21 protein-coding genes and 1 riboswitch are annotated in these 25,551 nt (G+C 73.6%); of the genes, 8 read left to right on the top strand and 13 right to left on the bottom strand.

Going from position 1 to position 25,551, the window contains the following annotated elements; all coding sequences use genetic code 11:
* Nucleotides 1-241: 241 nt before the first annotated feature.
* Nucleotides 242-1,102: a bifunctional 5,10-methylenetetrahydrofolate dehydrogenase/5,10-methenyltetrahydrofolate cyclohydrolase gene (locus AB0H53_RS28270; protein WP_362119237.1), complete on the bottom strand. Its 861-nt coding sequence runs from the start codon at nt 1,100-1,102 to the stop codon at nt 242-244.
* 20 nt (nt 1,103-1,122) lie between these two features.
* Nucleotides 1,123-1,211: riboswitch (ZMP/ZTP riboswitch) on the bottom strand.
* Between the two features lie 594 nt (nt 1,212-1,805).
* Between AB0H53_RS28270 and AB0H53_RS28265 the strand changes: the two genes are divergently transcribed.
* Nucleotides 1,806-3,164, top strand: coding sequence for a cellulase family glycosylhydrolase (locus AB0H53_RS28265; RefSeq protein ID WP_362119234.1), 1,359 nt, complete (start codon nt 1,806-1,808; stop codon nt 3,162-3,164).
* 13 nt (nt 3,165-3,177) lie between these two features.
* Nucleotides 3,178-4,884, top strand: coding sequence for a glycoside hydrolase family 6 protein (locus AB0H53_RS28260; protein ID WP_362119231.1), 1,707 nt, complete (start codon nt 3,178-3,180; stop codon nt 4,882-4,884).
* A 171-nt stretch (nt 4,885-5,055) separates the two neighbouring features.
* On the opposite strand, the gene AB0H53_RS28255 is transcribed toward AB0H53_RS28260, so the two are convergent.
* A complete protein-coding gene (locus tag AB0H53_RS28255) occupies nt 5,056-6,081 on the bottom strand; it encodes a LacI family DNA-binding transcriptional regulator (protein WP_362119228.1) in 1,026 nt (341 codons plus the stop codon).
* A gap of 255 nt (nt 6,082-6,336) precedes the next feature.
* Between AB0H53_RS28255 and AB0H53_RS28250 the strand changes: the two genes are divergently transcribed.
* The 4 genes from AB0H53_RS28250 to AB0H53_RS28235 all read left to right on the top strand — a co-directional run bounded on the left by AB0H53_RS28250 (nt 6,337) and on the right by AB0H53_RS28235 (nt 11,098).
* Nucleotides 6,337-7,677 carry an ABC transporter substrate-binding protein gene (locus AB0H53_RS28250; RefSeq protein WP_362119225.1) on the top strand — a complete coding sequence of 447 codons (1,341 nt, stop codon included), beginning with the start codon at nt 6,337-6,339 and terminating at the stop codon, nt 7,675-7,677.
* Nucleotides 7,678-7,741: 64 nt separating this feature from the next.
* Nucleotides 7,742-8,749 carry a sugar ABC transporter permease gene (locus tag AB0H53_RS28245; RefSeq protein WP_362119222.1) on the top strand — a complete coding sequence of 336 codons (1,008 nt, stop codon included), beginning with the start codon at nt 7,742-7,744 and terminating at the stop codon, nt 8,747-8,749.
* Between the two features lie 3 nt (nt 8,750-8,752).
* Nucleotides 8,753-9,601 (top strand): carbohydrate ABC transporter permease, encoded by an 849-nt coding sequence (locus AB0H53_RS28240; RefSeq protein WP_362119219.1) that lies wholly within the window; start codon nt 8,753-8,755, stop codon nt 9,599-9,601.
* 54 nt (nt 9,602-9,655) lie between these two features.
* Nucleotides 9,656-11,098, top strand: coding sequence for a GH1 family beta-glucosidase (locus tag AB0H53_RS28235; protein ID WP_362119216.1), 1,443 nt, complete (start codon nt 9,656-9,658; stop codon nt 11,096-11,098).
* A 122-nt stretch (nt 11,099-11,220) separates the two neighbouring features.
* Here the strand turns inward: AB0H53_RS28235 and AB0H53_RS28230 are convergent, their stop codons facing one another.
* Nucleotides 11,221-12,090, bottom strand: coding sequence for a TIM barrel protein (locus AB0H53_RS28230; RefSeq protein WP_362119213.1), 870 nt, complete (start codon nt 12,088-12,090; stop codon nt 11,221-11,223).
* Nucleotides 12,087-12,521, bottom strand: a complete 435-nt coding sequence (locus AB0H53_RS28225) for a Gfo/Idh/MocA family oxidoreductase (RefSeq protein WP_362119210.1) — start codon at nt 12,519-12,521, stop codon at nt 12,087-12,089. The genes AB0H53_RS28230 and AB0H53_RS28225 overlap by 4 nt, the downstream gene beginning before the upstream one ends.
* Nucleotides 12,522-13,161: 640 nt before the next feature.
* On the opposite strand from AB0H53_RS28225, the gene iolD reads away from it, so the two are divergent.
* Together iolD and AB0H53_RS28215 are read left to right on the top strand one after the other, a co-directional pair.
* Nucleotides 13,162-15,033 (top strand): 3D-(3,5/4)-trihydroxycyclohexane-1,2-dione acylhydrolase (decyclizing), encoded by a 1,872-nt coding sequence (gene iolD / locus AB0H53_RS28220; RefSeq protein WP_362119207.1) that lies wholly within the window; start codon nt 13,162-13,164, stop codon nt 15,031-15,033.
* 165 nt (nt 15,034-15,198) lie between these two features.
* Nucleotides 15,199-16,443, top strand: coding sequence for a phosphodiester glycosidase family protein (locus AB0H53_RS28215; protein ID WP_362119204.1), 1,245 nt, complete (start codon nt 15,199-15,201; stop codon nt 16,441-16,443).
* Nucleotides 16,444-16,467: 24 nt separating this feature from the next.
* On the opposite strand, the gene AB0H53_RS28210 is transcribed toward AB0H53_RS28215, so the two are convergent.
* The 9 genes from AB0H53_RS28210 to AB0H53_RS28170 all read right to left on the bottom strand — a co-directional run bounded on the left by AB0H53_RS28210 (nt 16,468) and on the right by AB0H53_RS28170 (nt 25,328).
* Entirely contained in the window at nt 16,468-16,662 is a 195-nt protein-coding gene (locus AB0H53_RS28210; RefSeq protein WP_362119201.1) for a hypothetical protein, read from the bottom strand.
* Between the two features lie 264 nt (nt 16,663-16,926).
* A complete protein-coding gene (locus tag AB0H53_RS28205) occupies nt 16,927-17,589 on the bottom strand; it encodes an ATP-binding cassette domain-containing protein (RefSeq protein ID WP_362119198.1) in 663 nt (220 codons plus the stop codon).
* Nucleotides 17,582-18,481: an ABC transporter ATP-binding protein gene (locus AB0H53_RS28200; protein ID WP_362119246.1), complete on the bottom strand. Its 900-nt coding sequence runs from the start codon at nt 18,479-18,481 to the stop codon at nt 17,582-17,584. The genes AB0H53_RS28205 and AB0H53_RS28200 overlap by 8 nt, the downstream gene beginning before the upstream one ends.
* 41 nt (nt 18,482-18,522) lie before the next feature.
* On the bottom strand, nt 18,523-19,389 hold the full coding sequence (locus AB0H53_RS28195; RefSeq protein ID WP_362119243.1) for an ABC transporter permease: 867 nt from the start codon (nt 19,387-19,389) through the stop codon (nt 18,523-18,525).
* Between the two features lie 4 nt (nt 19,390-19,393).
* On the bottom strand, nt 19,394-20,359 hold the full coding sequence (locus tag AB0H53_RS28190; RefSeq protein WP_362119240.1) for an ABC transporter permease: 966 nt from the start codon (nt 20,357-20,359) through the stop codon (nt 19,394-19,396).
* A gap of 38 nt (nt 20,360-20,397) precedes the next feature.
* Nucleotides 20,398-21,996 (bottom strand): ABC transporter substrate-binding protein, encoded by a 1,599-nt coding sequence (locus AB0H53_RS28185; protein ID WP_362119195.1) that lies wholly within the window; start codon nt 21,994-21,996, stop codon nt 20,398-20,400.
* 88 nt (nt 21,997-22,084) lie between these two features.
* Nucleotides 22,085-23,179, bottom strand: coding sequence for an acyl-CoA dehydrogenase family protein (locus tag AB0H53_RS28180; protein WP_362119192.1), 1,095 nt, complete (start codon nt 23,177-23,179; stop codon nt 22,085-22,087).
* Complete coding sequence (locus AB0H53_RS28175) at nt 23,176-24,363, bottom strand: acyl-CoA dehydrogenase family protein (protein WP_362119189.1); 1,188 nt, start codon at nt 24,361-24,363, stop codon at nt 23,176-23,178. The genes AB0H53_RS28180 and AB0H53_RS28175 overlap by 4 nt, the downstream gene beginning before the upstream one ends.
* The gene (locus AB0H53_RS28170) at nt 24,360-25,328 is read right to left on the bottom strand and encodes an NADPH:quinone oxidoreductase family protein (protein ID WP_362119186.1); all 969 of its coding nucleotides are present in this window, start codon (nt 25,326-25,328) and stop codon (nt 24,360-24,362) included. Before AB0H53_RS28170 ends, AB0H53_RS28175 begins: the two co-directional genes overlap by 4 nt.
* Between the last annotated feature and the right edge of the window lie 223 nt (nt 25,329-25,551).

The following is a 25,551-nucleotide window of genomic DNA, read 5'->3' as shown; positions in this document are numbered from 1 at the left end:
ATTCCTTTTCTCTTAACATCGTATTTTAACCAATTCGGGCGCCCCCCCCCCCCCGGCACCCCCCCCGCGCCCGGCGGGGCCGGCCCACCCCCCCCGCCCCCCGCGGAACTCCGCCGGACACCGGCCCGGCGCGCCGGCCCCGCCGGGCCCCGGACCGCACGGGAACCCCGCCGAGCCCGGCACAGCGCCGGCCCCGTCGCGTGCCGGGTCGGCGGCGCCGGGCCCCCGGCGCCGACGCCCGTCAGGCGAGCAGTTGGCGCTCCGCCGCGCCCACCGTCTGGGCCAGGAGCACCGCGATGGTCATCGGCCCGACCCCGCCCGGCACCGGCGTGATCAGGCTCGCCCGGGTGGCGGCGGTGTCGAAGTCGACGTCACCGACATTGCCCGGGCTGTACCCGGCGTCGATCACCACCGCGCCGGGCTTGACGTCCTCGCCCCTGATGAGGCGGGGCCGTCCGACGGCGGCGACCAGGATGTCGGCCTCGCGCACGACCGCCGCCAGGTCGGTGGTGCGGGAGTGGCAGTACGTCACCGTGGCGTTCCGCGCCAGCAGCAGCATCCCGGCGGGCTTGCCGAGGATGGCGCTGCGGCCGACCACGACGGCCCGCTTGCCGGCCGGGTCGACGTCGTAGGCGTCCAGCAGCCGCATGATGCCTCCCGGGGTGCACGAGACGAAGCCGGGCAGGCCGAAACTCATCGCCGCGAACGAGCTGGTCGTGACACCGTCGACGTCCTTCTCGGGGGCGATGGCCTCGAACGCCGCGCGCTCGTCGATGTCCGGGCCGGCCGGGTGCTGGAGGAGGATGCCGTGCACCCCCGGGTCCCGGGACAGCTCTTGGAGCGTGGCGACGAGCTCGGCGGTGGTCGTGGTGGCGGGCAGTCCGACGTGCCGCGAGCGGATGCCGGCCTTCTCGCAGCGGGCCCGCTTCATCTTCACGTACGTCACCGATGCGGGGTCCTCGCCGACCAGGACGGTCGCGAGACAGGGCCGGCTGCCGGTCCGGCGGGTGAGGTCGGCGGCGCGGGCGGCGGTCTCGTCGACCAGACGGCGGGCGAGGCCGCTGCCGTCCATGAGGCGGGCCGTGGCGGAGGTGGTGGGCATGGGCGCTCCTGGGCGTCGTCGCTGATCGCCCAGGCGCGCGGCATTGGCGTCGGTCCGCCGGGCCGCTCCCCGGTGGTACTCCACCCAAGCGCCAGTCACGGCCCGTCCGCCACTCTACGGGAGCGGCGCCGGCGCTCGCCGGCGGGTCGCCCGGCGGACAGCGGACAGCGGACAGCGGACAGCGGACAGCGGATGGAAACGGGAGCGGGGCGGCAGGCGCCGCACCGGACGGGACGAGGCCGGGGCCGTGCTGATCTCCTCGCGGCCCGGAGAGGCGGGCGAGCACAAGCTGTGAACCAGTGGGAGCGCTCCCACTATGGGCAGAGGAGGGCAGCGGGTCAAGACGCTTGAAGAGTCGAAGAAAAACGACAGGGAATGTTGACGCCCCCTCTGTTCCTCGTCCTGCCTTGCCGCTACGGTCTGTTCCACCAGTGGGAGCGATTCCGTTTCAGTCGGCGTGTCAGGTACACGCCCGATCTGCAAGGAGTCGCTCATGCGACACCCCCCGCGTTCACGATTACTCACCCTGTTCGTCGGAGCGGCTCTCGCGATGGCGAGCACCGCCTTCGCGGCAGCCGCACCGGCCCCCGCCACACCAGCCGTACCCGCTGCACCACCCGCATCCGCCGTAGCAGCCCTACCCGGCACACCGGCTGCACCGGCCGTCCCCGGCACACCGGCCGCCGCCGCACCCGTCTGCACGGTGGAGTACACCGTCGGCAACCAGTGGGCCGGCGGCTTCCAGGGGTCGGTCACCCTCACCAACCACGGTCCGGCGCTCACCGGCTGGCGCCTCGGCTTCGCCTTCCCGGGCGGCCAGCGGGTCACCCAGGGCTGGGGCGCCAAGTGGTCCCAGACCGGGGCGTCGGTCACCGCCGCGAACGAGACGTGGAACGGCGCCCTGGCCACGGGTACCGCTGTCACGGCCGGCTTCGTGGCCTCCTGGGCGGGCGCCAACCCCGCGCCGGCGTCGTTCACGCTCAACGGGGCGGTGTGCGGACCGGATCCCGGCGGTCCCACCGACCCGCCGGAGCCGCCGGAGCCTGCCGACGGGCCGCCCGTGCTGACCGTCGCCGGCAACAGGCTGGTCGACCAGAACGGTGCCACGCGCCGGATGCTCGGCGTGAACCGCTCGGGCGGTGAGTTCATGTGCGTCCAGGGCCACGGCATCTTCGACGGACCGGTGGACGACGCGTCCGTGAAGGCCATCGCCGACTGGAACGCCAACACCGTGCGCATACCGCTGAACGAGGAGTGCTGGCTGGGCCTGGACAACATCGCCCCGGCCTACCGGGGCGCCGCCTACATCGACGCCGTCAAGGCCCTCGTACGCCGTGTCGAGGCGCACGGCATGACACCGGTCGTGGAGCTCCACTGGAGCTGGGGCCAGTACACCGGCAACTCCGCCGGCTGCTCCGACATCCACGCCTCCTGCCAGAAGCCGATGCCCGACGCCCGCTACTCCCCGGCCTTCTGGACCTCCGTGGCGAACACCTTCAAGGACGACCGCCGCGTGGTGTTCGACCTGTTCAACGAGCCCTACCCGGACCGCGCGACCGGCACCGCCGCCCAGGCGTGGACCTGCTGGCGGGACGGCGGTGACTGCCCCGGCATCGGATACGAGGTCGCCGGCATGCAGGACCTGCTGGACGCGGTACGGGCGACCGGCGCACGGAACCTCGTTCTCGTCCCGGGGGTGGCGTACGCCAACGACCTGAGCCAGTGGCTCGCGTACGCGCCGTCCGACCCGGCCGGCAATCTGGCCGCCGCCTGGCACGTCTACAACTTCAACGCCTGTGCGGGCGAGGCGTGCTGGGACACCACGCTCGCGCCGGTCGCCGCCCGCGTACCGCTGGTGGCGGGCGAGATCGGCGAGAACACCTGCGGGCACGGCTTCATCGACCGGGTCATGCGGTGGTTCGACGCGCGAGCGCTCTCCTACCTCGGCTGGACCTGGAACACCTGGAACTGCTCCTCAGGACCGGCCCTGATCAGCGACTACAACGGCACCCCCACCGCATATGGCACCGGGCTGCGCGACCACCTGCGCGCCCTCGACTGAGAGGCAGTCCCCCATGAGCCGCACCGCCTTACTGGCCGCCTGCACACTGCTGGCGGCGACCGGAGCCACCGCCACCGCGCTGACCGGCACCGCCGGCGCCGCCGCAGCCGGTTGCACCGTCGACTACAAGGTCACCTCCCAGTGGAACGCCGGTTTCGGCGCCGACGTCACCGTCACCAACACCGGTGACCCGCTGAGCTCCTGGACACTGGAGTGGGCGTACGCCGGCGACCAGCGGATCACCCAGCACTGGAACGCCGCCGTCAGCCAGACGGGCGCTTCCGTCACCGCCCGGAACGTCTCCTACAACGGCGCCCTGGCCACCGGCGCCTCCACGTCCTTCGGCTTCAACGCCTCGTACAGCGGCGGCAACGCCGTACCGGCCACGTTCAAGCTGAACGGCGTCACCTGCAACGGCGGGCCGGGCGGCCCGACGGAGCCCGGCCCGACCGACCCCCCGCCCAGCGGCAGCCGGGTCGACAACCCCTACGCCGGCGCCAAGGTGTACGTGAACCCCGAGTGGTCCGCCAAGGCCGCCGCCGAGCCGGGCGGCACCAAGGTCTCACGGCAGCCGACCGGCGTCTGGCTGGACCGGATCGCCGCCATCAGGGGTGTGAACGGCGGCATGGGCCTGCGTGACCACCTCGACGAGGCGCTGCGGCAGAAGGGCACCGGCGAGCTCGTCGTCCAACTGGTGATCTACAACCTGCCGGGCCGTGACTGCGCCGCGCTGGCCTCCAACGGCGAGCTCGGGCCGACGGAGATCGAGAAGTACCGGACGCAGTACATCGACCCGATCGCCGCGACCCTCGCCGACCCCAAGTACGCGGGCCTCCGGATCGTGACGACGGTCGAGATCGACTCCCTGCCCAACCTGGTCACCAACGTCACCCCGCGCCCCACCGTCACGCCCGCCTGCGACGTCATGAAGGCGAACGGCAACTACATCAAGGGGGTCGGGTACGCGCTGAAGAAGCTGGGCTCGGTCGCCAACGTCTACAACTACGTGGACGCCGGCCACCACGGCTGGCTCGGCTGGGACGACAACTTCGGCGCGTCGGCCGACCTCTTCAAGCAGGCGGCGACCGCCGAGGGCTCGACCGTCTCGGCGGTGCACGGCTTCATCGTCAACACGGCCAACTACAGCGCCCTCAAGGAGGACCACTTCACCATCGACGACACGGTGAACGGGGTGTCCGTACGCCAGTCGAAGTGGGTCGACTGGAACCGCTACACCGACGAGCTGTCCTACGCCCAGGCCATGCGCGCCAAGCTGGTCTCCATCGGCTTCGACCGGAACCTGGGCATGCTCATCGACACCTCCCGCAACGGCTGGGGTGGCTCCGCACGGCCGGCCTCCCCCGGCCCCCGGACGAGTGTCGACAGCTATGTCAACGGGGGCCGCTACGACCGGCGGATCCACCTCGGCAACTGGTGCAACCAGTCGGGTGCCGGGCTCGGCGAGCGGCCCCAGGCGGCCCCGGCAGCGGGCATCGACGCCTACGTCTGGATGAAGCCCCCGGGTGAGTCGGACGGCTCCAGCAGCGCGATCCCGAACGACGAGGGGAAGGGTTTCGACCGGATGTGCGACCCCACCTACACGGGCAACCCCCGGAACGGCAACAGCATGTCGGGGGCGCTGCCCAACGCCCCGCTCTCGGGGCACTGGTTCTCGGCCCAGTTCCAGGAGCTGTTGAAGAACGCCCACCCGGCGCTCTGACCTGAGCCCGCCCCCGCCCCCGCTCCCGGCCTCCCGGCCGCCGGAGCGGGGGCCGACCCGTCGGCCGCCCGGGGCACGCGCGCGTCCGGCTCCCGCTCGGGATCCCGCCCGTCCGGGCGCCCTCCCGGGGTCCGCGTGTCCGGGTCCCCGCCCGGGGTCCGCGCGTCCGGCTCACGTCGAGTCGCGGACCACCAGTTCCGTGGGGAGCAGCGGAGGCGGCCCGGCGTCCCCGCCCCTGATCCGCTCCAGCAGCACGCGGGCCATGACGCGGCCCATCTCCTCGATCGGCTGACGCACGCTCGTGAGGGCCGGGTCCAGATGGCGGGCCACCGCCGAGTCGTCCACGCCGACGAGCGCCACGTCCTCCGGGACGCGACGGCCCGCCCGGCGCAGTACGGCCCGGGCCCCGGCCGCCATGACGTCCGACGCGGCGAAGACCCCGTCCAGGTCGGGGCAGCGGTCCAGCAGTTCGCGCATGGCGCGCCGGCCGCCCTCCTCGGTGAAGTCGGCGGCCGCGACCAGCCGTTCGTCCGGTGCCAGGCCGGCCGCCTCCAGTCCCTGGCGGTAGCCGTCCAGGCGGCAGCGCGCCACGTACATGTCGAGCGGTCCGGTGATGGTCGCGACGCGGCGCCGGCCGCGCCCGGTCAGGTGGTCCACCGCCGACCTGCCGGCACCGACGTTGTCGGAGTCCACGTAGGGCACGGTCTCGTCCTCGGAGCGGCGGCCGTTGAGCACCACCGGCAGGCCCAGCTCCCGCACCAGGTCCGGCAGCGGGTCGTCACGGTGGACGGACACGAGCAGGACACCGTCCACCCGCTGGGCCGCGAGGTACTGCTCGAACCGCTGGCGCTCCTTGCTGGAGCGGATCAGTGTGAGCAGCAACTGCATGTCGGCGTCGGCGAGTTCGCCGCTGACCCCCCGGATGATGTCGAGGAAGTACGGCTCGGCGAACAAGCGCGCCTCGGTCTCGGGGATCACCAGGGCGATGGCGTCGGTGCGCGCACCGGCCAGTGCGCGGGCGGCGCGGTTGGGGACGTACCCCAGCTCGGCGACGGCCCGGCCGACCGCCTCCCTGGCCCGGTCACTGACCCGCGGCGAGCCGTTGATCACCCGGGACACCGTGCCGCGCCCGACCCCCGCCCTGGCCGCGACCTCCTCCAGCGTGGGTCTGCCGGTCTGCCGTCCGTTCACCGCCATCGGTCTCCCATCGAGCGTCGTTCCTGCGTGTTCGCACCCGGTGCCTCGCGGTCCCGACGAGGTGGTGCGTCCGTCAACCTAGACGGTCCCCCGTCGACGGCGTCAGCGGGAGTCCCGGTAACGGCGCGCGCCAACTCCCGTTTGAGTCTTGACACTTGCCCCCGCCAGGCAGCAACCTTCCCGAAGACGTTGTGGGAGCGCTCCCATTCTCCCATCACCGCGCACCTCAGCACCCCCCTGACCGAGGAGAGTGGCATGCGCAGTTCCAGAAGAGAGTCCGGCCGCCGCCCCGTGCGCGCGGTGGCCGCCGCGCTCGCCGCCGGCACGGTCCTGATGACCGGCTGCGGCGGCGGCGACGGCGGATCGGGTGGGTCCGCCGGCGACGGGAAGACCGTCCTGCGGATCGGAACCTTCGGTTCCTTCGGTTACGACGACGACAACGGCGCCAAGCTCTACGCCGAGTACGAGAAGCTGAACCCGCACATCGATATCGTCGAGTCGAACGTGGCCGACGGACAGAAGTACTGGGACACGCTGAAGCTGCGGCTCTCCCGCAACAGCGGCCTGGCGGACATCCAGGCCGTGGAGGTCGGCTACATCGCCGAGGCCACCGGTCCCACCCTGGCGGGCAAGTGGCTGGACCTGTCCAAGGCCGGCGGCGCGGACACCTCCGCCTTCCTGGACTGGAAGGTCAAGCAGGCCACCACACCGGACGGCAAGGTCATCGGCCTGGGCACCGACATCGGCCCGATGGCCGTCTGCTACCACAAGGGCCTCTTCGCCAAGGCCAAGCTGCCCACCGACCGCGCTCAGGTCGCCGGGCTGTGGGCGGGCGACTGGGCGAAGTTCGTCGCCGCCGGCCGGACCTACCAGCGGAACGCCCCGGCCGGGACCGCCTTCCACGACTCGGCCAGCGGCCTGTTCAACGCCGTCCTCTCCAGCCAGCCGCAGCAGTACGCCAACGCCAGGGGGGAGCTCGACTACGAGAACAGCCCCGGCGTGAGGAAGGCCTGGAACCTGGCCGTCGAAGCCGCGAAGGGCGGGATCACCGCCAAGTACCGGCAGTTCGACGAGAAGGGCACCTGGAACGCCGGGTTCAAGAACGCCAAGTTCGCCACGGTGGCCTGCCCGAGCTGGATGACCGGCATCATCAAGGACCAGGCGGGCCCCGCCCACCAGGGCGAGTGGGACATCGCCGCACCGCCCGTCGCGGGCAACTGGGGCGGTTCCTTCCTCGCCGTGCCGAAGTCGGGCCGGCACGCCCAGGAGGCCGCGAAGCTAGCCGCCTGGCTGACCGCCCCGGAGCAGCACGCCAAGGTGTTCGCGGTCAACGGCAACATCCCGTCCACCAAGGACACCCTCGCCTCGCCGGCCGTGCGCAACGCCCGGATCCCGTACTTCGGCGACACCCCCGTCGGGCGGATCTACTCGGACGCCGCCGCGGCCGTCACCCCCGCGCCGGTCAGCCGCTACGACGGCCAGGTGAAGACCTTCATCACCGACAACGGCATCCTCGACGTCGAGCAGCGCGGCACCGCCCCGGACAAGGCATGGGACAACGTCAGGAAGCTGGTCGCGGACAAGATCGACCGGTAGAGAGCAAACGGGACCCGGCCGCCCCCGGGCGGCCGTCCCCCACCGACCTGGAAGGACCGCCTTCGTGGCCACCTCCGTCCGCGCGGCGGCCGACGGCTCCTCGCCGCCCGTCCCGTCCCCGCCCGCCCCACCGCCGCCCGCCCCACGCGCCCCCCGGACCACCGGCTGGCGCAGCAGGCTGTACCGGTGGGACCTCAAGGCGACCCCGTACGCGTTCGTCGCCCCCTTCTTCCTGTGCTTCGCCGCCTTCGGGCTCTTCCCGCTGATCTACACCGGCTGGCTCTCCCTGCACCGCGTCGAGCTCGGCGGGACCGCGCGGTGGCGGGGCCTGGACAACTACACCGGCCTGTGGGACAGCGCGTTCTTCTGGAACGCGCTGGCCAACACCTTCACCATCGGCGTGATCTCCACCGTGCCGCAACTGCTGATGGCCCTGGTCCTGGCCCACCTGCTCAACCACCGGCTGCGCGGCCGGGGTTTCTTCCGGGTGGCGGTGCTCGCGCCGTACGCCACGTCGATCGCGGCGGCGACCCTCGTCTTCGCCCAGTTGTTCAACAGCGACTACGGGCTGATCAACACCGTGCTCGGCGGGGTCGGTTTCCATCCGGTCGACTGGGAGTCGTCGAAGTGGCCGGCTCAGATCGCCATCTCCGTCATCGTCACCTGGCGGTGGACCGGCTACAACGCGCTCATCTATCTGGCCGCCATGCAGGCCGTGCCGAAGGACCTGTACGAGGCCGCCGCGCTCGACGGCGCCTCGCGGTGGCGGCAGTTCGTCAGCATCACCGTCCCGTCGATCCGGCCGACGATCCTGTTCACGGTGGTGGTCTCCACGATCGGCGCCACCCAGCTCTTCGGCGAACCGATGCTCTTCGGCGGCAGCCTGGGGGTGAGCGGTGGCAGCGGCAACCAGTTCCAGACGCTCAGCCTGCTGATGTACGAGAAGGGGTGGATGACCGGCGCGCTGGGGCAGGCGTCCGCCATCGCCTGGGTGATGCTGCTGCTCCTGCTGCTGATCGGCGGGGTGCGGCTGCTGGTCGCCCGGCTCAACCGCGACAAGGTGGGGGGCTGACCGATGGCACCGCTTCGGGCGGCGGGCCGCGTGCATCACGCGGGACCGCTGACATACGTCCTGCTGGGGCTGGCCGCCCTGGTCTCGCTCTTCCCGCTGTACTGGAACCTCGTGGCCGCGTCGCACTCCGGCGAGCGGGTGGTGGAGGCCCCGGCGCCGCTGCTGCCGGGGCCGCGCCTCTTCGACAACCTCGCCTTCGCCTGGAACCAGGTGGACATGGGTGAGGCACTCGTCAACACCACGGTCGTGGCGGGGCTGGTGGCGCTGTCCACCGTGGCCTTCTCGACCCTGGCCGGGTTCGCCTTCGCCAAGCTGCCGTTCCGGGGCCGCAACGTCCTGCTGGCGCTGGTGGTGGCGACGATGACCATTCCGCCGCAGCTCAGCGTCATCCCGCTGTACCGGATCATCACCGACCTGGGCTGGGTGGACCAGCTCCAATCGGTGGTACTGCCCTCGCTGGTGGCGGCGTTTGGGGTGTTCTTCATGCGGCAGTACCTGCTGGAGGCCCTGCCCGTGGAGCTGGTGGAGGCGGCCCGGGTGGACGGCGCGCACAGCCTGCGGGTCGTCTGGCACGTGGTCTTCCCCGTCGCCAGGCCCGCCATGGCGGTGCTGGGCATGCTGGTCTTCGTCCAGTCCTGGAACGACTTCTTCTGGCCGTTCATCGCCCTCACACCGGACGGCAACCCGACGCTCCAGGTGGCGCTCGCCGGCCTGGGCTCGGGCAACCACACCGTCGACCAGGCGATCGTGCTGACCGGCGCGCTGATCTCCACCGTGCCGCTGCTGCTGGTGTTCGCCCTGCTCGGCAAGCATGTCGTGGGCGGCATCACTTCGGGCGCCGTCAAGAACTGACGGCCCGCGACCGACCTTCGTCAACAGACCCTTCCCCGTTGGGAGCGCTCCGCCATGACTGCGTCCGATTCCCTGCCGCTCACCGCGACCCGCCGGTTCCCGCCCGGTTTCCTCTGGGGTGCCGCCACCGCCGCGTACCAGATCGAGGGGGCGGCGGCCGAGGACGGCCGGACCCCGTCCATCTGGGACACCTTCGCCCGCACACCGGGCAAGGTCTTCCAGGGCCACACGGGTGACGTGGCGGTCGACCACTACCACCGGTACCGCGACGACGTGAAGCTCATGGCCGGTCTGGGCCTGACCGCCTACCGCTTTTCGGTCTCGTGGTCCCGGGTGCAGCCGACCGGACGCGGCCCGGCCGTCCAGCAGGGCCTGGACTTCTACCGGCGCCTCGTGGACGAGCTGCTGGACGCCGGGGTGCAGCCCCTGGTCACGCTCTACCACTGGGACCTGCCGCAGGAACTGGAGGACGCGGGCGGCTGGCCGCACCGCGCGACCGCCGAACGGTTCGGTGAGTACGCGCGCCTCGTCGCCGACGCGCTCGGTGACCGGGTCGGACGCTGGACCACCCTCAACGAACCCTGGTGCAGCGCGTTCCTCGGGTACGGCTCCGGCGTGCACGCGCCCGGGCACACCGATCCGGTCGCCGCCCTGCGCGCGGCCCACCACCTGAACCTGGGGCACGGCCTGGCGGTACGGGCGCTGCGCGCCGCGCTGCCCTCCGGCGCGGAGGTCGGCGTCTCGCTGAACCTGCACCAGCTCAGGCCGCTGGCCGGGACGGCGGAGGACCTCACGGCGGTACGCCGGATCGACGCGGTGGGCAACCGGGTCTGGCTGGGGCCCATGCTGGACGGCGCCTACCCGCAGGACCTGCTGGAGGACACGGCCGGGCTCACCGACTGGTCGTTCGTCCGGCCGGGGGACCTCTCCGCGATCCACCAGCCGCTGGACTTCCTGGGCGTCAACTACTACACGCCCACCGTGGTGTCGGCGGTGCCCGACGGGGCTCCGGTCACCCGCGACGACGGGCACGGCGCCGGCGCGTTCTCCCCCTGGCCCGGCGCGGACGACGTCGCCTTCCACCAGGCGCCCGGCGAACGGACCGCGATGGGCTGGTCGGTCGACCCGTCGGGGCTGTACGACCTGCTGACGCGGCTGGCCGGCGAGCACCCGGCCCTGCCGCTGCTGATCACCGAGAACGGCGCGGCGTACGAGGACGAGGTGGCCGCCGACGGCTCGGTGCACGACCCGGAGCGGATCGCCTACCTGCACGGCCACCTGGAGGCGGTGCACCGGGCGATGACCGACGGGGCGGACGTCCGGGGCTACTTCCTCTGGTCACTGATGGACAACTTCGAATGGGCGTACGGCTACGCCAAGCGCTTCGGGGCCGTGCACGTCGACTACGGGACGCTGCGCCGTACGCCGAAGTCGAGTGCCCACTGGTACGCCCGGGTGGCCCGTACCGGTGAACTGCCCGTGACCGACCCGGCCTGACACCTCCCGGCGGCCGGACGCCCGGGCCCGGTACCAGAGGCCGGGGGCCGCGCACCGGGCGCCCGGCCCCCGGTGCCGCGCGCCGCGTCCGGGGGGCCGGTGTCCCAGGGCCGGGGGTCGGGTCACCGGCCCCTCAGCCAGTCCAGGGAAGCGCGTACACCGGTGAGCGGGCCGGCTTCCGCGGGCGGCTCGGTGGTGAGGACCACGTCCTGTTCCATGACGTACCAGCCGCGGTATCCCGCGCCCTCCAGGGTGTCGACCAAGGTGGTCAGGTCGATGCCGCCCCGGCCGAGCGGCCGGTACAGCCCGGTGGCGACCGCGTCGCCGTAGCCGGGGGTCAGGCCCGCCCGGAGGGCCCGGGCGGCGTCGAGGTCGACGTCCTTGAGGTGGACGTGGACGACGCGGGACGACGCGCGCCCGGCCAGGCGCACGGGGTCGGTGCCGCCGATCAGGAGGTGGCCGGTGTCGAGGCAGAGGCCGATGTCGCTGCCGTCCAGGACCCGGTCGACCTCCTGGGGGCCTTCCACCATGGTGCCCACGTGGGGGTGCAGGGCGGCGGTCACACCGGCCTCGGCGGCGAGGGCGTTCAGGCGGTCGAGGCGGGCCAGGAGGGTGCGCCAGCCGGTGCTGTCCAGGACGGGACGGGTGTCGTAGCCGTCCAGCCCGGTGGCGGCGGCCAGTACCAGGGTGTCGGCACCCGCGGCCGTGAAGTCCCGCAGCGTCTCGCGCACCACGGGGACGGGATCGGCCGCCGGGTCGTGCAGGACGAGCGGAACGAAGCCGCCGACGGCCCTCATGCCGTGGCGGCCCAGCAGCGCCGCCCTGTCGCGCGGGTCTCCCGGCAGGAACCCGTCGGGGCCGAACTCGGTCGCCGACAGGCCCAGGCCGGCCATCTCCCGCAGGACGCGGTCCGCCGCCATCTGGTGGCCCCAGCCGGGCACCTCGCAGACGCCCCAGGAGATGGGGGCTGCCGCCACGCGGTCGAGGTTCATGCCACGGCCCCCCTCGCCGGGGCGCCGGCGGCGGCCCGGGCGGCGCGGTAGCCCGGGTGGAGGCGGCGCTGGAAACCCACTCGCAGCACGGTGCCGGAGTCCCGCACCCGCCGCAGGGCGTCGACCGTCTCGGCGAGGCCGGGGGCGACGGGATTCTCGCAGCAGGTGGGCAGGCACGCCTCGGCGGCGCGGGAGACCAGTGCGGCGTGGCCGGCGGTCGCCGAGGCGGTGACGACGGCGTCGGGAGCGGCGGCGAAGGCATCGTCGGCACCGGCCGTGGCCCGGGCTCCCCTGCCGAGGCGGGCAGCGGTCCCGGCGGCACGCGCGCTGTCGGTGTCGGTGATGAGCGGTTCGGTGACGTCGGGGTGCGCGTGGAGGGTCTGCGCGTGGACGGCGCCGAGGCGTCCGACGCCGAAGACGGCAACTCGCATGGGCAGCGGGACCTTTCTGTTCGGGAGGCGGCCGGTGGACAGGAGGGCGGGAGGGGCGGGAGTCGGGCTCCCCTCGGGGCGGGCGGGCTCCCCGGCGCCGGCGCCGCCCCGGTCCAGTGCCCGGCGAGCAGCACCGGCCGCGGCGCGGGCGGCCGGCCGGCCGGCCCACGGAAGGCGCCAGACCGGTGAGCGGGACGGGCGGGACGAGTCGTGGGGTCCATCATTCCAGCACCTCTGGAGGGGACGGGGAAAGGCGGCGGCGCGCCGCGGGTGGCCGGGGCCGGGCCGGTGACGGGGCGACAGACCTCCGGGGTGGGGGCTGCCCGGTGTGACGCCGGCCGGTTCTGCCGGGACGGGAGCCAACCCGGCACGCACCCCGGTGTCCGCGCCGTGTCCGGACATCGTTCCGTACCCGCGCACACCGCGTGTGCATGTAAGGACATGGCGTTGACAGCCGCGCTCTCCTGGCCTACATGTTGACCCGGGCCGCACCGGCGACCCGACGACCAGGAGGGACGGGCTTCGTCGGCGCCGAGGGCGCGGCCGGCACCGCGGCGGGGCCGCGCGGGGGGCCGCCCCGGCACCGCCGGAGCCCTTCCGCCTGTTCTCCTCCACCCCCGAAACCCCTGGAGAGGCGCATATGAGTCCGTCCGTGGTCCGGCTGACGGTGGCACAGGCACTGGTGCGCTTCCTGTCCGCGCAGTACACCGAGCGGGACGGGGTGCGGTGCCGGTCCATCGGGGCGATGTGGGGCATCTTCGGCCACGGCAATGTGGCCGGGGTCGGACAGGCGCTGGTGGAGCACGGCGGGGAAATGCCGTTCGTGCAGGGCCGCAACGAGCAGGCCATGGTGCACGCGGCGGTGGGGCACGCCCGTCACAGCGGCCGGCTGTCGGCGCACGCGGTGACCACGTCGATCGGCCCCGGGGCCACCAACCTGGTCACCGGGGCGGCGCTGGCCACCATCAACCGTCTGCCCGTCCTGCTGCTGCCGGGGGACACCTTCGCCTCCCGGCCCGCCGACCCGGTGCTGCAGCAACTGGAGGTGCCCGGCGCGGGCGATGTGTCGGTCAACGACTGCCTGCGGCCGGTGTCGCGCTACTTCGACCGGATCACCCGCCCCGAGGCGCTGGTCCCGGCCGCGCTGCAGGCGATGCGGGTGCTGACCGACCCGGCCGCCACCGGCGCGGTCACCCTGGCCCTGCCCCAGGACGTGCAGGCCGAGGCGCACGACTGGCCCCGGGAGTTCTTCACCGAGCGGGTCTGGCGGGTGCCCCGGCCCGGCCCCGACCGCGACGCCCTCCAGGCCGCGGCCCGCCGCGTCAGGGCCGCGCGCAGGCCGCTGATCGTGGCCGGCGGCGGTGTGCACCACAGCGGGGCACACCAGGCGCTGCACGCGTTCGCCGGGGCGACGGGCATCCCGGTCGCCTCCACCCAGGCGGGCAAGGGCTCGCTGCGCCACGACCATCCCGCCGACGTCGGCGGCATCGGCCACACCGGCACCGCCACGGCGGACGCCCTGGCCCGCCACGCCGATCTGATCATCGGGATCGGCACCCGTTACACCGACTTCACCACCGCCTCGCACACCCTGTTCACCGAACCCGGCGTCCGGTTCGTCAACCTCAACATCACCGGCTTCGACGCGCACAAGATGGCCGGCCTGCCCCTGGTCGCCGACGCCCGCACCGGAATCGAGGCACTCACCGGCGCCCTGGCCGGCCACCGGGTCCACGCCGCCTACGAGGACGAGTACCGGGCGGGCAAGGAGCGCTGGGAACGCGTCGTGGCGGCGGCCTTCGCCGCGCCCGACGGGGACGCCCCACCCACCCAGACCCAGGTGCTCGGCGCGCTGGACGCGGTCGTCGGCGACGACGACGTCGTCATCAACGCGGCCGGCTCCCTCCCGGGCGACCTGCACAGGTTCTGGCGGGCGCGCTCACCGCGCCAGTACCACGTCGAGTACGGGTACTCCTGCATGGGTTACGAGATCCCGGCGGCCATCGGTGTCGCCCTCGCCGAACCCGGACGGCCCGTCTGGGCCCTGGTCGGCGACGGGACGTACCTGATGAACCCCACCGAGGTCGTCACCGCCGTCCAGGAGGGCGTCCCCATCAAGGTCGTCATCCTCCAGAACCACGGCTACGCCTCCATCGGCGGCCTCTCGGAGCAGGTCGGCGCCGAGCGCTTCGGCACCGCGTACCGCTACCGGGCCGCCGACGGCACGTACACCGGTGACCCGCTCCCCGTGGACCTGGCGGCCAACGCGGCGAGCCTGGGCATGGACGTGCTGCGGGTCACCACGTGCGGCGAACTGCCGGCCGCGCTGGCCACCGCCCGCGCCTCCGCGCGCCCCACGTGCGTGTACGTCGAGACCGCTCCGCCCGCCACCGCCCCCGAGGCACAGGCGTGGTGGGACGTGCCGGTGGCCGAGGTGTCCGCCCGTCCGGCGGCCGTCGAGGCGCGCGCGGCCTACGAACGCCACGTCACCACCCGCCGTCGCCCCCTCTGAGCACGGGCGCCCGCGCTCCGGCGCTCCGGCACGCCCGTACGGGTCACGTTTCCCCACTCGTTCCGGTCCGGCCGGTTCGCCGCGGGTCCCGGCGGGGCAACTCTTCCTCGACCTGTGTGAGTTGCCCTGACACCTGGGGGGACCGTGGCCGTGACACGGCGACAGTTGCCGGTACGTGGTGCGCGGACGCGCACGATCCTGCTCGTCGTTCTGGCCTCCCTGCTGGGTGCCGAACTGGTGGCCGCCCCGTCGGCCGCCGCCGCGCCATCGGGCTGGAGACGGGTGACCGCCGGGGTGGAGTACCGGGTCGTCGACGTCCGGTCGGACCGGGGTACGGCGCGGGCCCATCTGCTGTCGGCGGACCTGAGCGACAGCCGTGTCTCGGCCGGGCTGCTCTACCCGGGTGTGGTGGCGGCCCGTTCGGCGCTGTCCACGCTCGCCGACAGCGCCGGCGCGACCGGCGGTGTCAACGGGGACTTCTTCAACATCACCGAGACCCAGCACCCCGGGGTGGAGGCGACCGGCGCGCCGGTCGGTCCCGCGGTCGCCGACGGCCGGCCGCTGAAGGCCGCCGTGCCCAACGGACAGCGCTTCGGGCCGGCCCTGCCTCCGGGCACCAACACCCGCCAGGTACTGGGCGTCGGGGACGACGGGCGCGCCCGTATCGGCGAACTCGCGCTGGCGGGAACCGTGTCCACACCGGGGGGCCAACTGCCGCTGGGCGGGCTGAACCAGTACGCGCTGCCGGTGGACTCGGTGGGGTTGTTCACCCAGGACTGGGGAGCCGCGTCGAGGGTGCGGGCCACCTGCGGCACGGACACCCAGCGCGGCGCCCCGTGCAGCGCGGAGACCTACGAGGTGACGGTGCGCGAGGGCAAGGTGGTCGCGGTCTCGGAGGATCCCGGCCGGGGGGCGATCGAGGCGGGCACCGAGGTGCTGGTGGGCCGTGAGGCGGGCGCGCGGGAGCTCGGCAAGCTGGTGGTCGGCGACCAGGTGAGCGTCGAGCACCGACTGGTCCCCGCCGGGGACGACGCCGGGGTGGCGTACCGGTTCGCGGTGGGTGGCTATCCGGTGCTGCGCGGCGGCGCGCCGCTGGCCGGGATGGACGGGACGACGGCGGCGGTGCGCACGGCGGCCGGCGTCGGGAGCGACGGCGCCCGGCTGCTGCTGCTCGCGCTGGACGGCGGGGCCGACTTCCGCTCGGGTCTGACCGTGGTCGAACTGGCCACCCTGATGCGGGACCTGGGGGCGTCGGACGCGGTCAACCTGGACGGTGGGGGCTCCTCCACCCTGGTGGCCAGGGCGGAGGGGGCGGCCAAGGTGAGCGTGCTGAACCATCCCAGCGGAGGCGCCCAGCGGGCCGTGCCGAACGGCATCGGCGTCTTCGTGGGGCCGGACGCCGTCCCGTGACCCGCGTCGGGGTCCGGGCCCACCTCATGGCCTGAGGCTGCTGACCACATCGGCCGTGGCGGAGACGCCGTTGTAGATGGTCGGCGCCAGGCTCGTGCTGGCCAGGAAGAACCCGAGCAGGGCGCAGACCAGCGCGTGCGAGAGCTTCAGTCCCCCGCTGCGCAGGAAGACCACCGCCAGGATCAGCAGGAGCAGGATCACTGAGACAGATACGGCCATGGGTCAGTCTCCTCCGGCCGCCGCACCGGGCGTGCGGCATTCGGCGGCCAGTCTGGCGGAGGGACGGCGCCGTACGGCCGTACGGCGTGTCCGCCGAACGGGTATTGCCGCGCCGTGGACCGTTACTCGTGGCGGGCGCGCAGGAACGCGGCGAGCCCGGGGAGGTCGTCGGTGTCGAGGTGGTCCGCACCGACGGCCGTGCGCCCGGCCGGAGTCGGCCGGCGCGCCGCCGTCCGGCCGCCGGGGCGTCCGGCGGCCGGACGGTTACCGGGAGCGCACGCAGTCGGCCCACTCCACCGTGCGGTCGCACCAGCGCTCCAGGAGCACCCGGTCGTGGCCGACGGCGAGGAGGCCGGCGCCGTGCCGGCGGCGGTAGGTCTCGACCGCGGCGACCAGGGCGGCCGTGGTGGAGGCGTCGAGCATCGCGGTCATCTCGTCGCAGATGAGCCACCGGGGGCGCAGCACCAGGGCCCGCGCCAGGCAGGCGCGCTGCAACTGGCCGTCGCTGACCTCGTGCGGGCGGCGGGCCAGCAGGTCGTCGGTGAGGCCCACCGTCCGGGCCAGTTCGGCCGTGCGGTCGGCGACGGCGTCCCGCCGGCCGGTGGCGCGCAGCGGTTCGGCGATCAGGTCGCGCAGCCGCAGCCTCGGGTCGGCGGACATGCGCGGCTGCTGGAAGACGACGCCGATGGCGGTGCGCAGTTCGCGCGGGGCGCGGTGGCGCCAGCCGGGTACCGGCTCGCCGTCGACCGTGACGCGGCCGGCGTCGGGCCGGTGCAGCAGGGCGGCGACCCGGGCGAGGGTCGACTTGCCGCAGCCGCTGGGGCCGAGCAGCCCGACGGCCTCGCCGGGCGCGACGGTCAGTGAGGCGCCCCGGACGACGGGGGCACGGCGGTCGTATCCGGCGGTGACCGCGTCGAGTTCAAGCACGGACGGTCTCCTCGCTGTGGTGGCAGGCGACCCCGTTCTCGAAGCGCGGCAGCGTCCCGCACCGGTCGGAGGCCCGGTCGCAGCGGGCCGCGAAGGCGCAGCCCGCCGGAAGGGAGCCCAGCTCCGGGGGCAGGCCGGGGACGGGGGTGAAGTCGCGTTCCGGCAGAGCTGCCAGCAGGCCGCGGGCGTAGGGGTGGCGGGGGCCCGGCCCGCCGAAGAAGCGGCCGGCGTCGGTGAGTTCCACGATCCGGCCCGCGTACATCACCGCGACGCGGTCGGCGATCCGCTCGGCCGCCGCCAGGTCATGGGTGATCATCAGCAGGGCGCGGCCGTCCCCGGCGTGGCGCCGCAGCTCGTCCACCGTGCGGTCCACCAGGTCGCGGTCGAGGCCGGTGGTCGGTTCGTCGGCCAGCAGCAGCGGGGCGTCGCCGATCAGCGCGAGGGCGGTGGCGGCCCGCTGGGCGAGCCCGCCGGACAGCTCGTGCGGGTAGCGGTCGAGGTGGCCGGGCGGGAAGGCGGCGCGCTCGGCCGCCGCGACCGCGGCCTCGCGCAGTCGTGCTCTGGGCGTGCCGGTCAGTTCCCGCAGGGCCTCCTCCAGCTGGGAGCGCACGGTCCGGACCGGGGTGAGGTGCGCGGCCGGGGACTGCGGTACGAGGCCGACGCGCCGTCCGCGTACCGTGCGGGCCAGGGTGCGCTCGTCGGCGGTGAGCAGGTCGACGCCGTCCACCACGGCCGAGCCGGCGGTCTGCGCGTTGCCGGGCAGCAGTCCCAGCAGGGCGGAGGCCAGGACGGACTTGCCGCAGCCGCTCTCCCCGACGAGGGCCAGGCACTCCCCCGCCGCCAGGTCGAAGCCGGCGTCGGTGACGGCGGCGATGTGCCGCCCGCCGCGCATCCGGAAGCGTACGGACAGGTGTCGTACGGACAGAACGGGGCTCACAGCATCAGCTCCGATCGACGGCGCGGGTTGATCCGTTCCCGCCAGGCGCCCGCCAGGCCGGCGATGGCGAGGGTCGGGATGATGAGGAACAGGCCGGGGAAGAGGGTCGGCCACCAGTCGCCGGCCAGCAGCGAGCCGCGAGCCGTCTGCACCAGGTTGCCGAGGCTCGCCTGGTGGGCGGGCAGCCCCAGCCCCAGGAAGGACAGGGCCGACTCGTGCCACATGGCGTGCGGCACCATCAGCACGGCCGCGAGACCCGCCTGCGGGAGGACGGCGGGCAGCAGGTGGCGGACGGTCACCCGCCACCGTGACGCGCCGCCGGAGACGGCCGCGTCGATGTACGGGCGGGAGCGCAGCGACAGGACCTCGGAGCGGACGATCCGGGCCGTGGACAGCCAGTGCGTGAGCGCGACGGACACGATGACCGGCCCGACCCCGGGGCGGAACATCGCCACGATGAAGATGCCGAGCAGCAGGTGCGGTACGGAGGAGAAGGTGTCGACCAGCCGCATGACGAGCCGGTCGGTCCAGCCGCCGAACGCCGCGGCCGCCGCGCCCACCGCCGTACCGATGACCGTGGCGACGAGCGCGGCGACCAGGCCGACGAGCAGGGAGACGCGCAGCCCGTACACGGAGCGCAGCAGCAGGTCGCGGCCGACGTCGTCGGTGCCGAAGGGGTGCGTCCAGGACGGCGGCCGGAGCTTCATCGACAGGTCGACGGCCTGCTGGTCGAGCTGGGCCAGCGGCGGCACGACCAGGACGGCGAGCGCCACGGCCGCGACGATCACGGCGGAGACCAGGACGCGGACGGACCGGGTGGAGCGGCGGGTGCGCCCGTGGGAGCGCCACACGAGGTCGGTCATGGGATCAGCCATCGAAGCCCACCCGTGGGTCGGCCAGTCCGTACAGCAGGTCGGAGAGCAGGTTGCCGAGCAGCACCGCCGCCGTGGCGAGCACGGTGAGCGCGGCGAGCAGCGGGAAGTCGACGGAGGTGGCGGCCTGGACGGTGGCCGCGGCGATGCCGGGCCAGCTGAAGACGGTCTCGACGAGCAGCGCGCCGGTGATGAGTTCGGGCACCCGGGAGCCGATGAGCGTGAGCATCGGCAGCATGCCCGAGCGCAGTGCGTGGCCGAGCAGCACGGTGCGTTCGCTCAGGCCGCGGGCGCGGGCGCCGCGTACCGGGTCCTCCTCCAGCGCGTCGGCGACGCCCTGCCTGACGTAGAGGAAGAACCACGGCAGCTGGGAGACACCCAGGACGAGCGCCGGCAGTACCAGGTGCGAGGCGACCTGGCCGGGGGTGACGGTGTCGCTGGCGGTGTCGGTGAGCCCGCCGGCCGGCAGGACGCCGAGCTCCAGGGCGAAGAACCAGATGGCGAGCAGGCCCAGCCAGAAGGCGGGGGCGGCCTCCAGGGTGTAGGCGGCCGAGGTGACGCACCGGTCGAGCCAGCCACCCTGGCGGCGGGCGGCCAGTACGCCGAGCGCGGTGCCGAGCAGGATCGCGACGGCGAACGCGGTGGCGGCGAGCAGCGACGACCAGCCGATCCGCTCGGCGATGACGTCGGCCACCGGCTGGCGCATCACGCTGGAGTCGCCGAGGTCGCCGGTGACGGCGGCGGTCAGCCAGTGCCACCAGCGGGCCACGAGCGGCTGGTCGACGCCGAGGTTGGCGCGCAGCTGGTCGAGGTGCTCCTGGGAGGCGGTCAGGCCCGCGGTCCCGGCGTACGCCTTGACGGGGTCGAACGGGGAGGCCGCGGCGACGGCGAAGACGCCGAACGTCACGACGAGGAGGACCGGGACGGCGAACAGGGCCCGCCGTCCCGTCATCCGGGCCATCGCCCCCCAGGGGAGGCGGCGGCCGGCCTGCGCGGTGCTCACTTCTTGGGCGTCCAGTCCTCGACGTTCCACCACGGGCCGGAGGCGAGGCCGTGGTCGTGCGGTTCGACCTGCGTCGACAGTCCGGTCCAGCGGTCGTCGACGACGTAGAGGTGGTCGATGTGGGTGAGGAAGGTGTAGCCGGGGTTCTTCACCAGTTCGCGCTGGACCGTGTCGTAGGCGGCCTTGCGCGCGGCCTTGTCGTCGGTCCTGCGGCCTTCGTCCAGGGCCTTGTCGACCGCCGGGTTGTCGTACCAGGCCATGTTGTTGAAGCCGTCGCCGCCGAGGGTGGACTTGAGCAGCAGGTACTGGTCGAAGTCGGGGTCGCCGGGCGAGCCGCCGCCGGCGAGGACCGCGTCCTGCTTCATCCGCGGCTCGATGACCTCCCAGGTGCCGGCCTGGGTCCTGATGTCGATGCCGGCCTTCTTGGCGTCGGAGGCGTAGGCGAGGGCGTGCTCCTGGCGCAGCTTGTCGCCGGAGAGGTACCACAGCGGGAACTCGGCGCGGACGCCGTTCCTCACGCGGATGCCGTCCGGTCCGGGCTTCCAGCCGGCCTCGTCGAGGATCTTCCCGGCCCGGTCGAGGTCGTGGGCGCGCTCGGTGCCCTTCGTGAACCACTCGCTGTCGGTGGGCACCGGGCCGTAGGCGGGCTTCCCGGCGCCTTCCAGGATCTTGTCGACCATGGCCCGGCGGTCCACCGCGACGTCCAGGGCCCGGCGCACCGCGGTGTCGCCCGCGACCTTGTTGTGGGTGGGCAGGGTCACCACGCGGTAGTCGTACGTCTTCGCGCTGTAGGTCCTCCTGCCGTCGCCTTCCGTGAAGCCCTTGGCGAGGTTGGGCGGCAGGATCGCGCCGTCGAGGTCGCCGGAGCGCAGCCGGGTGGCGCGCACGTCGTCGTCCTTGATGATCGCCATGGTGAACTTCTTCACCTTCGGCTCGCCGCCCCAGTAGCGCGGGTTGGCCTTGAAGCTGATCTTCTCGCCCTTGGACCAGCCGGTGAGGACGTAGGGGCCGGTGCCGATGGGCCTGGTGGTGAAGGGGCCGGAGTTGACGTCCTGGGTGGCCGCGATGTGCTGGGGCGCGATGGCCAGGACGGTGCGCTCGGCGAAGGGCGCGTAGGGGTACTTCAGGGTGAAGACGACGGTGTCGTCGCCGACCGCCTTGACGTCCTTGAGGGCGTCGAGCTCGGTCTTGGAGGCGTTGTTGGTCTTCTTGTCGAGGATGGTGCGGTAGGTGAAGACGACGTCCTTGGCGCTGAAGGGCTTTCCGTCACTGAAGGTGACGCCCTTGCGGAGCCGGTAGGTGTACGTCAGCCCGTCGGCGCTCACCCGGGGCAGCGCGACGGCGAGGGCGGGCCTGAGCCTCATGTCGCCGTCGAAGGCGAGCAGCCCGTCGAAGATCTTGGAGTTGCCGTCCTTGCCGTAGCCGAGCAGCGGGCTGAGCGACTCCGGCTCGTAGGCGATGCCGACGACCGCGCTGTCCTTCGCGCCGCCGGAGCCCGGCCCGGCACCGCCGGGGTTCGAGCAGGCCGCCGCCGTGACGGCCAGGGCCGCGGCCATGGTGGCGGCGGCCACGCCGCGTATGGATCGGGCGGTCATGGTTCCACACCCCTCGGGAAGATCGGCCGTTGTTGCGAACGAATCGCAATTAAACAGCATGTAGAGGGGTGGGCACCTCGTCCGGTCCTTACTCCGCCGCCGCCGGGCCCGGCAGGTCCACCAGGGCGGCCAGTGCCTCCTTGTGCCGCCCCGGTGTGCCCAGGGCGATCTGGTCGGCCTTGGCCCGCTTGAGGTAGAGGTGGGCGGGGTGTTCCCAGGTCATGCCGATGCCGCCGTGGAGCTGGACGCACTCCTCGGCCGCGTGCACGGCGACGCGTGAGCAGTACGCCTGCGCGACGGCCACCACCAGTGGCGCCTCCGGGCTGCCGGTGGCGAGGGCGTCGGCGGCGGCCCGGGCGGCGGCCCTGGCGTGCACCACCTCCAGCCAGAGCTGGGCCATGCGGTGCTTGAGCGCCTGGAAGGACCCGACCGGCCGGTTGAACTGGTGGCGCTCGCGGGTGTGCCGGACCGTCTCCTCCAGGCACCACTCGGCCAGGCCCAGTTGCTCGGACGCGAGCAGCCCGGCCCCGGCGAGCAGTCCGCGCCGGACCGCCGGTCCGGCGGCGCCGGCGCCGGCGAGACGGGTGCCGCCGCTGTCGGCCGCCACGGTGGCGAGCGGGCGGGTGAGGTCCAGCGCGGTCACGGGCGTGACGGTGACCTCCGCCGCGTCGACCGCGTACAGCCCGTCCGGGCGGTGGACCAGGAACACATCGGCGACCACCGCGTCGGCGACCCCGGTGACGGGGCCGGCCGCCGACGGCGCGCCACCGGGCCCGGTGGCCGGCCGTACGGTGTCGGGACCGATCGACAGCGGGAGGGCGAGGACCGCGGTCCTGCGGCCGGCGGCGAGGTCGGCGAGCAGTTCGGTGGCGTCGAGGGCGAGCAGCGTCTCGGTCGCGACGACCGAGCTGGTGAGGTACGGCGCCGGGGTCACCGCGCGGCCGAGCTCCTCCAGCACGACGGCCGCCTCGCGGTGGCCCGCGCCCTGACCGCCGAGCCTCTCGGGGACCAGGAGTCCGGCGGCGCCCATGTCGGCGGCGAGCGCCTGCCACACGGCCGGGTCGTGGGGCCGGCCGGTCTCGACCCGCGCGGGGAGGGCGGCCGGGTCGGCCCGGTCGGCGAGCAGGGAGCGCACGGCGGCGCGCAGGTCGCTCTCGGTCTCGGAGTACAGCAGGTCGGTCATCGGGCGAGATCCTTCCAGGCGACGTCCTTGTCGTCCCGCGGCTCGGCGGGCAGCCCGAGGACACGTTCGGCGACGATGTTCAGCAGTACCTCGTTGGTACCGCCCTCGATGGAGTTGCCCTTGGAGCGGAGGTAGCGGTAGCCCGCGTCCCGGCCGGTGAAGTCGACCAGCTCGGGGCGGCGCATGGTCCACTCCCCGTACAGCAGTCCTTCCCCGCCGAGCAGTTCCACCTCCAGGCCGCTGATCTCCTGGTTGAGCCGGGCGAAGGCGAGTTTCATGCCGCTGCCCTCCGGCCCGGGCTGGCCCGCGACGAGCTGCTGGCGCAGCCGCTCGCCGGTCAGCCGGGCGACCTCGGCGTCCACCCAGAGGTCGAGGAGGCGCTGATGGAGGTCGTGGGTACGCAGGTCGGGACGGTCGCGCCAGGTGCGGGTGACGGACGCGATCATGCCGCCCTCGCGCGGCAGGCGCATGCCGCCGATGGAAACCCGCTCGTTCATGAGGGTGGTCCGGGCGACCTGCCAGCCGTCGCCGACCCCGCCGAGGCGGTGTGCGTCGGGGATGCGTACGCCGGTGAGGAAGACCTCGTTGAACTCGGCCTCACCGGTGATCTGGCGCAGCGGGCGCACTTCGACACCCGGATCGGTCATGTCGCACAGGAAGTAGGTGATGCCCCGGTGTTTGGGCAGGTCCGGGTCGGTGCGGGCGATGAGGATGGCCCACCGGGCCAGGTGGGCGCTGGACGTCCAGACCTTCTGGCCGTCGACGATCCAGTCGCCGTCCTCCTCGTCCCGGACGGCGCGGGTGGCGAGCGCGGCCAGGTCCGAACCGGCGCCCGGCTCGCTGAAGAGCTGGCACCAGACCTCCTCGCCGGTCCACAGGGGCCGCAGGAACCGCCGCTTCTGCTCCTCGGTGCCGTACGCCAGGATCGTCGGGGCGGCCATGCCCAGGCCGATGCCGATCCGACGCGGGTCGTTGTCCGGGGCGCCCGCCGCGGCCAGTTCGGCGTCGACGACGGGCTGGAGGGAACGGGGCGCGTCGAGGCCCCCGAGGCCCACCGGGTAGTGGACCCAGGCCAGTCCGGCGTCGAACCGGGCCCTGAGGAAGTCGGTGCGCCCGGTTTCCGTGGGCGGATGGGCCGCCAGCAACTCCCGTGTCCTGCTGCGCAGTTCGGCGGCGTCCGTCATGCGGTGGCTCCTTCCGGGAGGACGACCAGACGGCCGGTGGTGGTGCCGTCGGCGACGCGCTGGACGGCGGCCGGCGCGTCCCCGAAGGCGACCCGGTCGCTGACCAGCGGCTTGATCAGGCCCTTGGCCGCGTACTCGGTGAGCGTCTCGTGGCAGCGGCGGATCGCCCCGGGGTCCTTCTGGTTGTACAGGCCCCAGTGCAGGCCCAGGATGGAGTAGTTCTTGACCAGGGCGTGGTTGAGGGCGGGCGCCGGGATGTCGCCGCTCGCGAAGCCGACGACGACGATCCGGCCCTCGAAGGCCACGCACTTGGCGGACTTGGTGTACGCCTCGCCACCGACCGGGTCGTAGACCACGTCGGCGCCCCGCCCGCCGGTGGCCTCCTTGACGGCGGCGACGATGTCCTGGCCGCGCCGGTCGATGACGACGTCGCAACCGAGCTCGCGCGCGACGGCGGCCTTCTCGGCCCCGCCGACGACGCCGATGACGGTGGCTCCGGCGGCCTTGCCCAGCTGTACGGCGGCGCTGCCGACCCCGCCCGCGGCGGCGTGCACGAGCAGCGTCTCGCCCTCCTGGAGGCCGGCCCTGCGGTGCAGGCCGAACCAGCCGGTCTGGTAGCCGATGTGCAGCGCGGCGGCCTCGGCGTCGTCCAGCGTCTCGGGCGCGGGCAGCACCGCGGCCTCGTCGGCCACGGCGTACTGGGCGAGGCCGCCGTACGGCAGGGCGGGGGTGGCGATCACCCGGCGGCCGTCCTCGGTCTCGCCACAGATCTCCACGCCGGGCGTGAAGGGCAGCGGCGGCCGGACCTGGTAGTGGCCGCGGCACAGGAGCGCGTCGGGGAAATTGATGTCGGCGGCCCGGACCCGCAGGAGGAGCTGGCCGTCGCCGGGCGTGGGCCGGTCCACCTCCTCCAGCCGCATCACCTCGCTCGGCTCGCCGTTCCGGTGTACTCGCCATGCCTGCATCGGGGGCCTCCACAAAGACTCGGGCAGTACCGCACTGGCCGCATACTAAGCGGTCGCTTGCCCGGCTGGGAACCACTTCCCGGGTAGTCGCGCGCATGGGGCCGGCCCCGGGGATCGGTGGATCCCCGGGGCCGGCCGGGGGGCCGGCGCCCAGACGGGGGGAGGCGCGTGGCGGGAGTGGTTACGGCACGTACGTGAGGAGCGAGTACGGCGAAACAGGGCC

This window comes from Streptomyces sp. NPDC050856 (assembly GCF_040653855.1).
GTDB lineage: Bacteria > Actinomycetota > Actinomycetes > Streptomycetales > Streptomycetaceae > Streptomyces.
The sequence above is the reverse complement of the archived record's forward strand: the minus strand, read 5'-3'. Positions and strand labels throughout refer to the sequence as shown.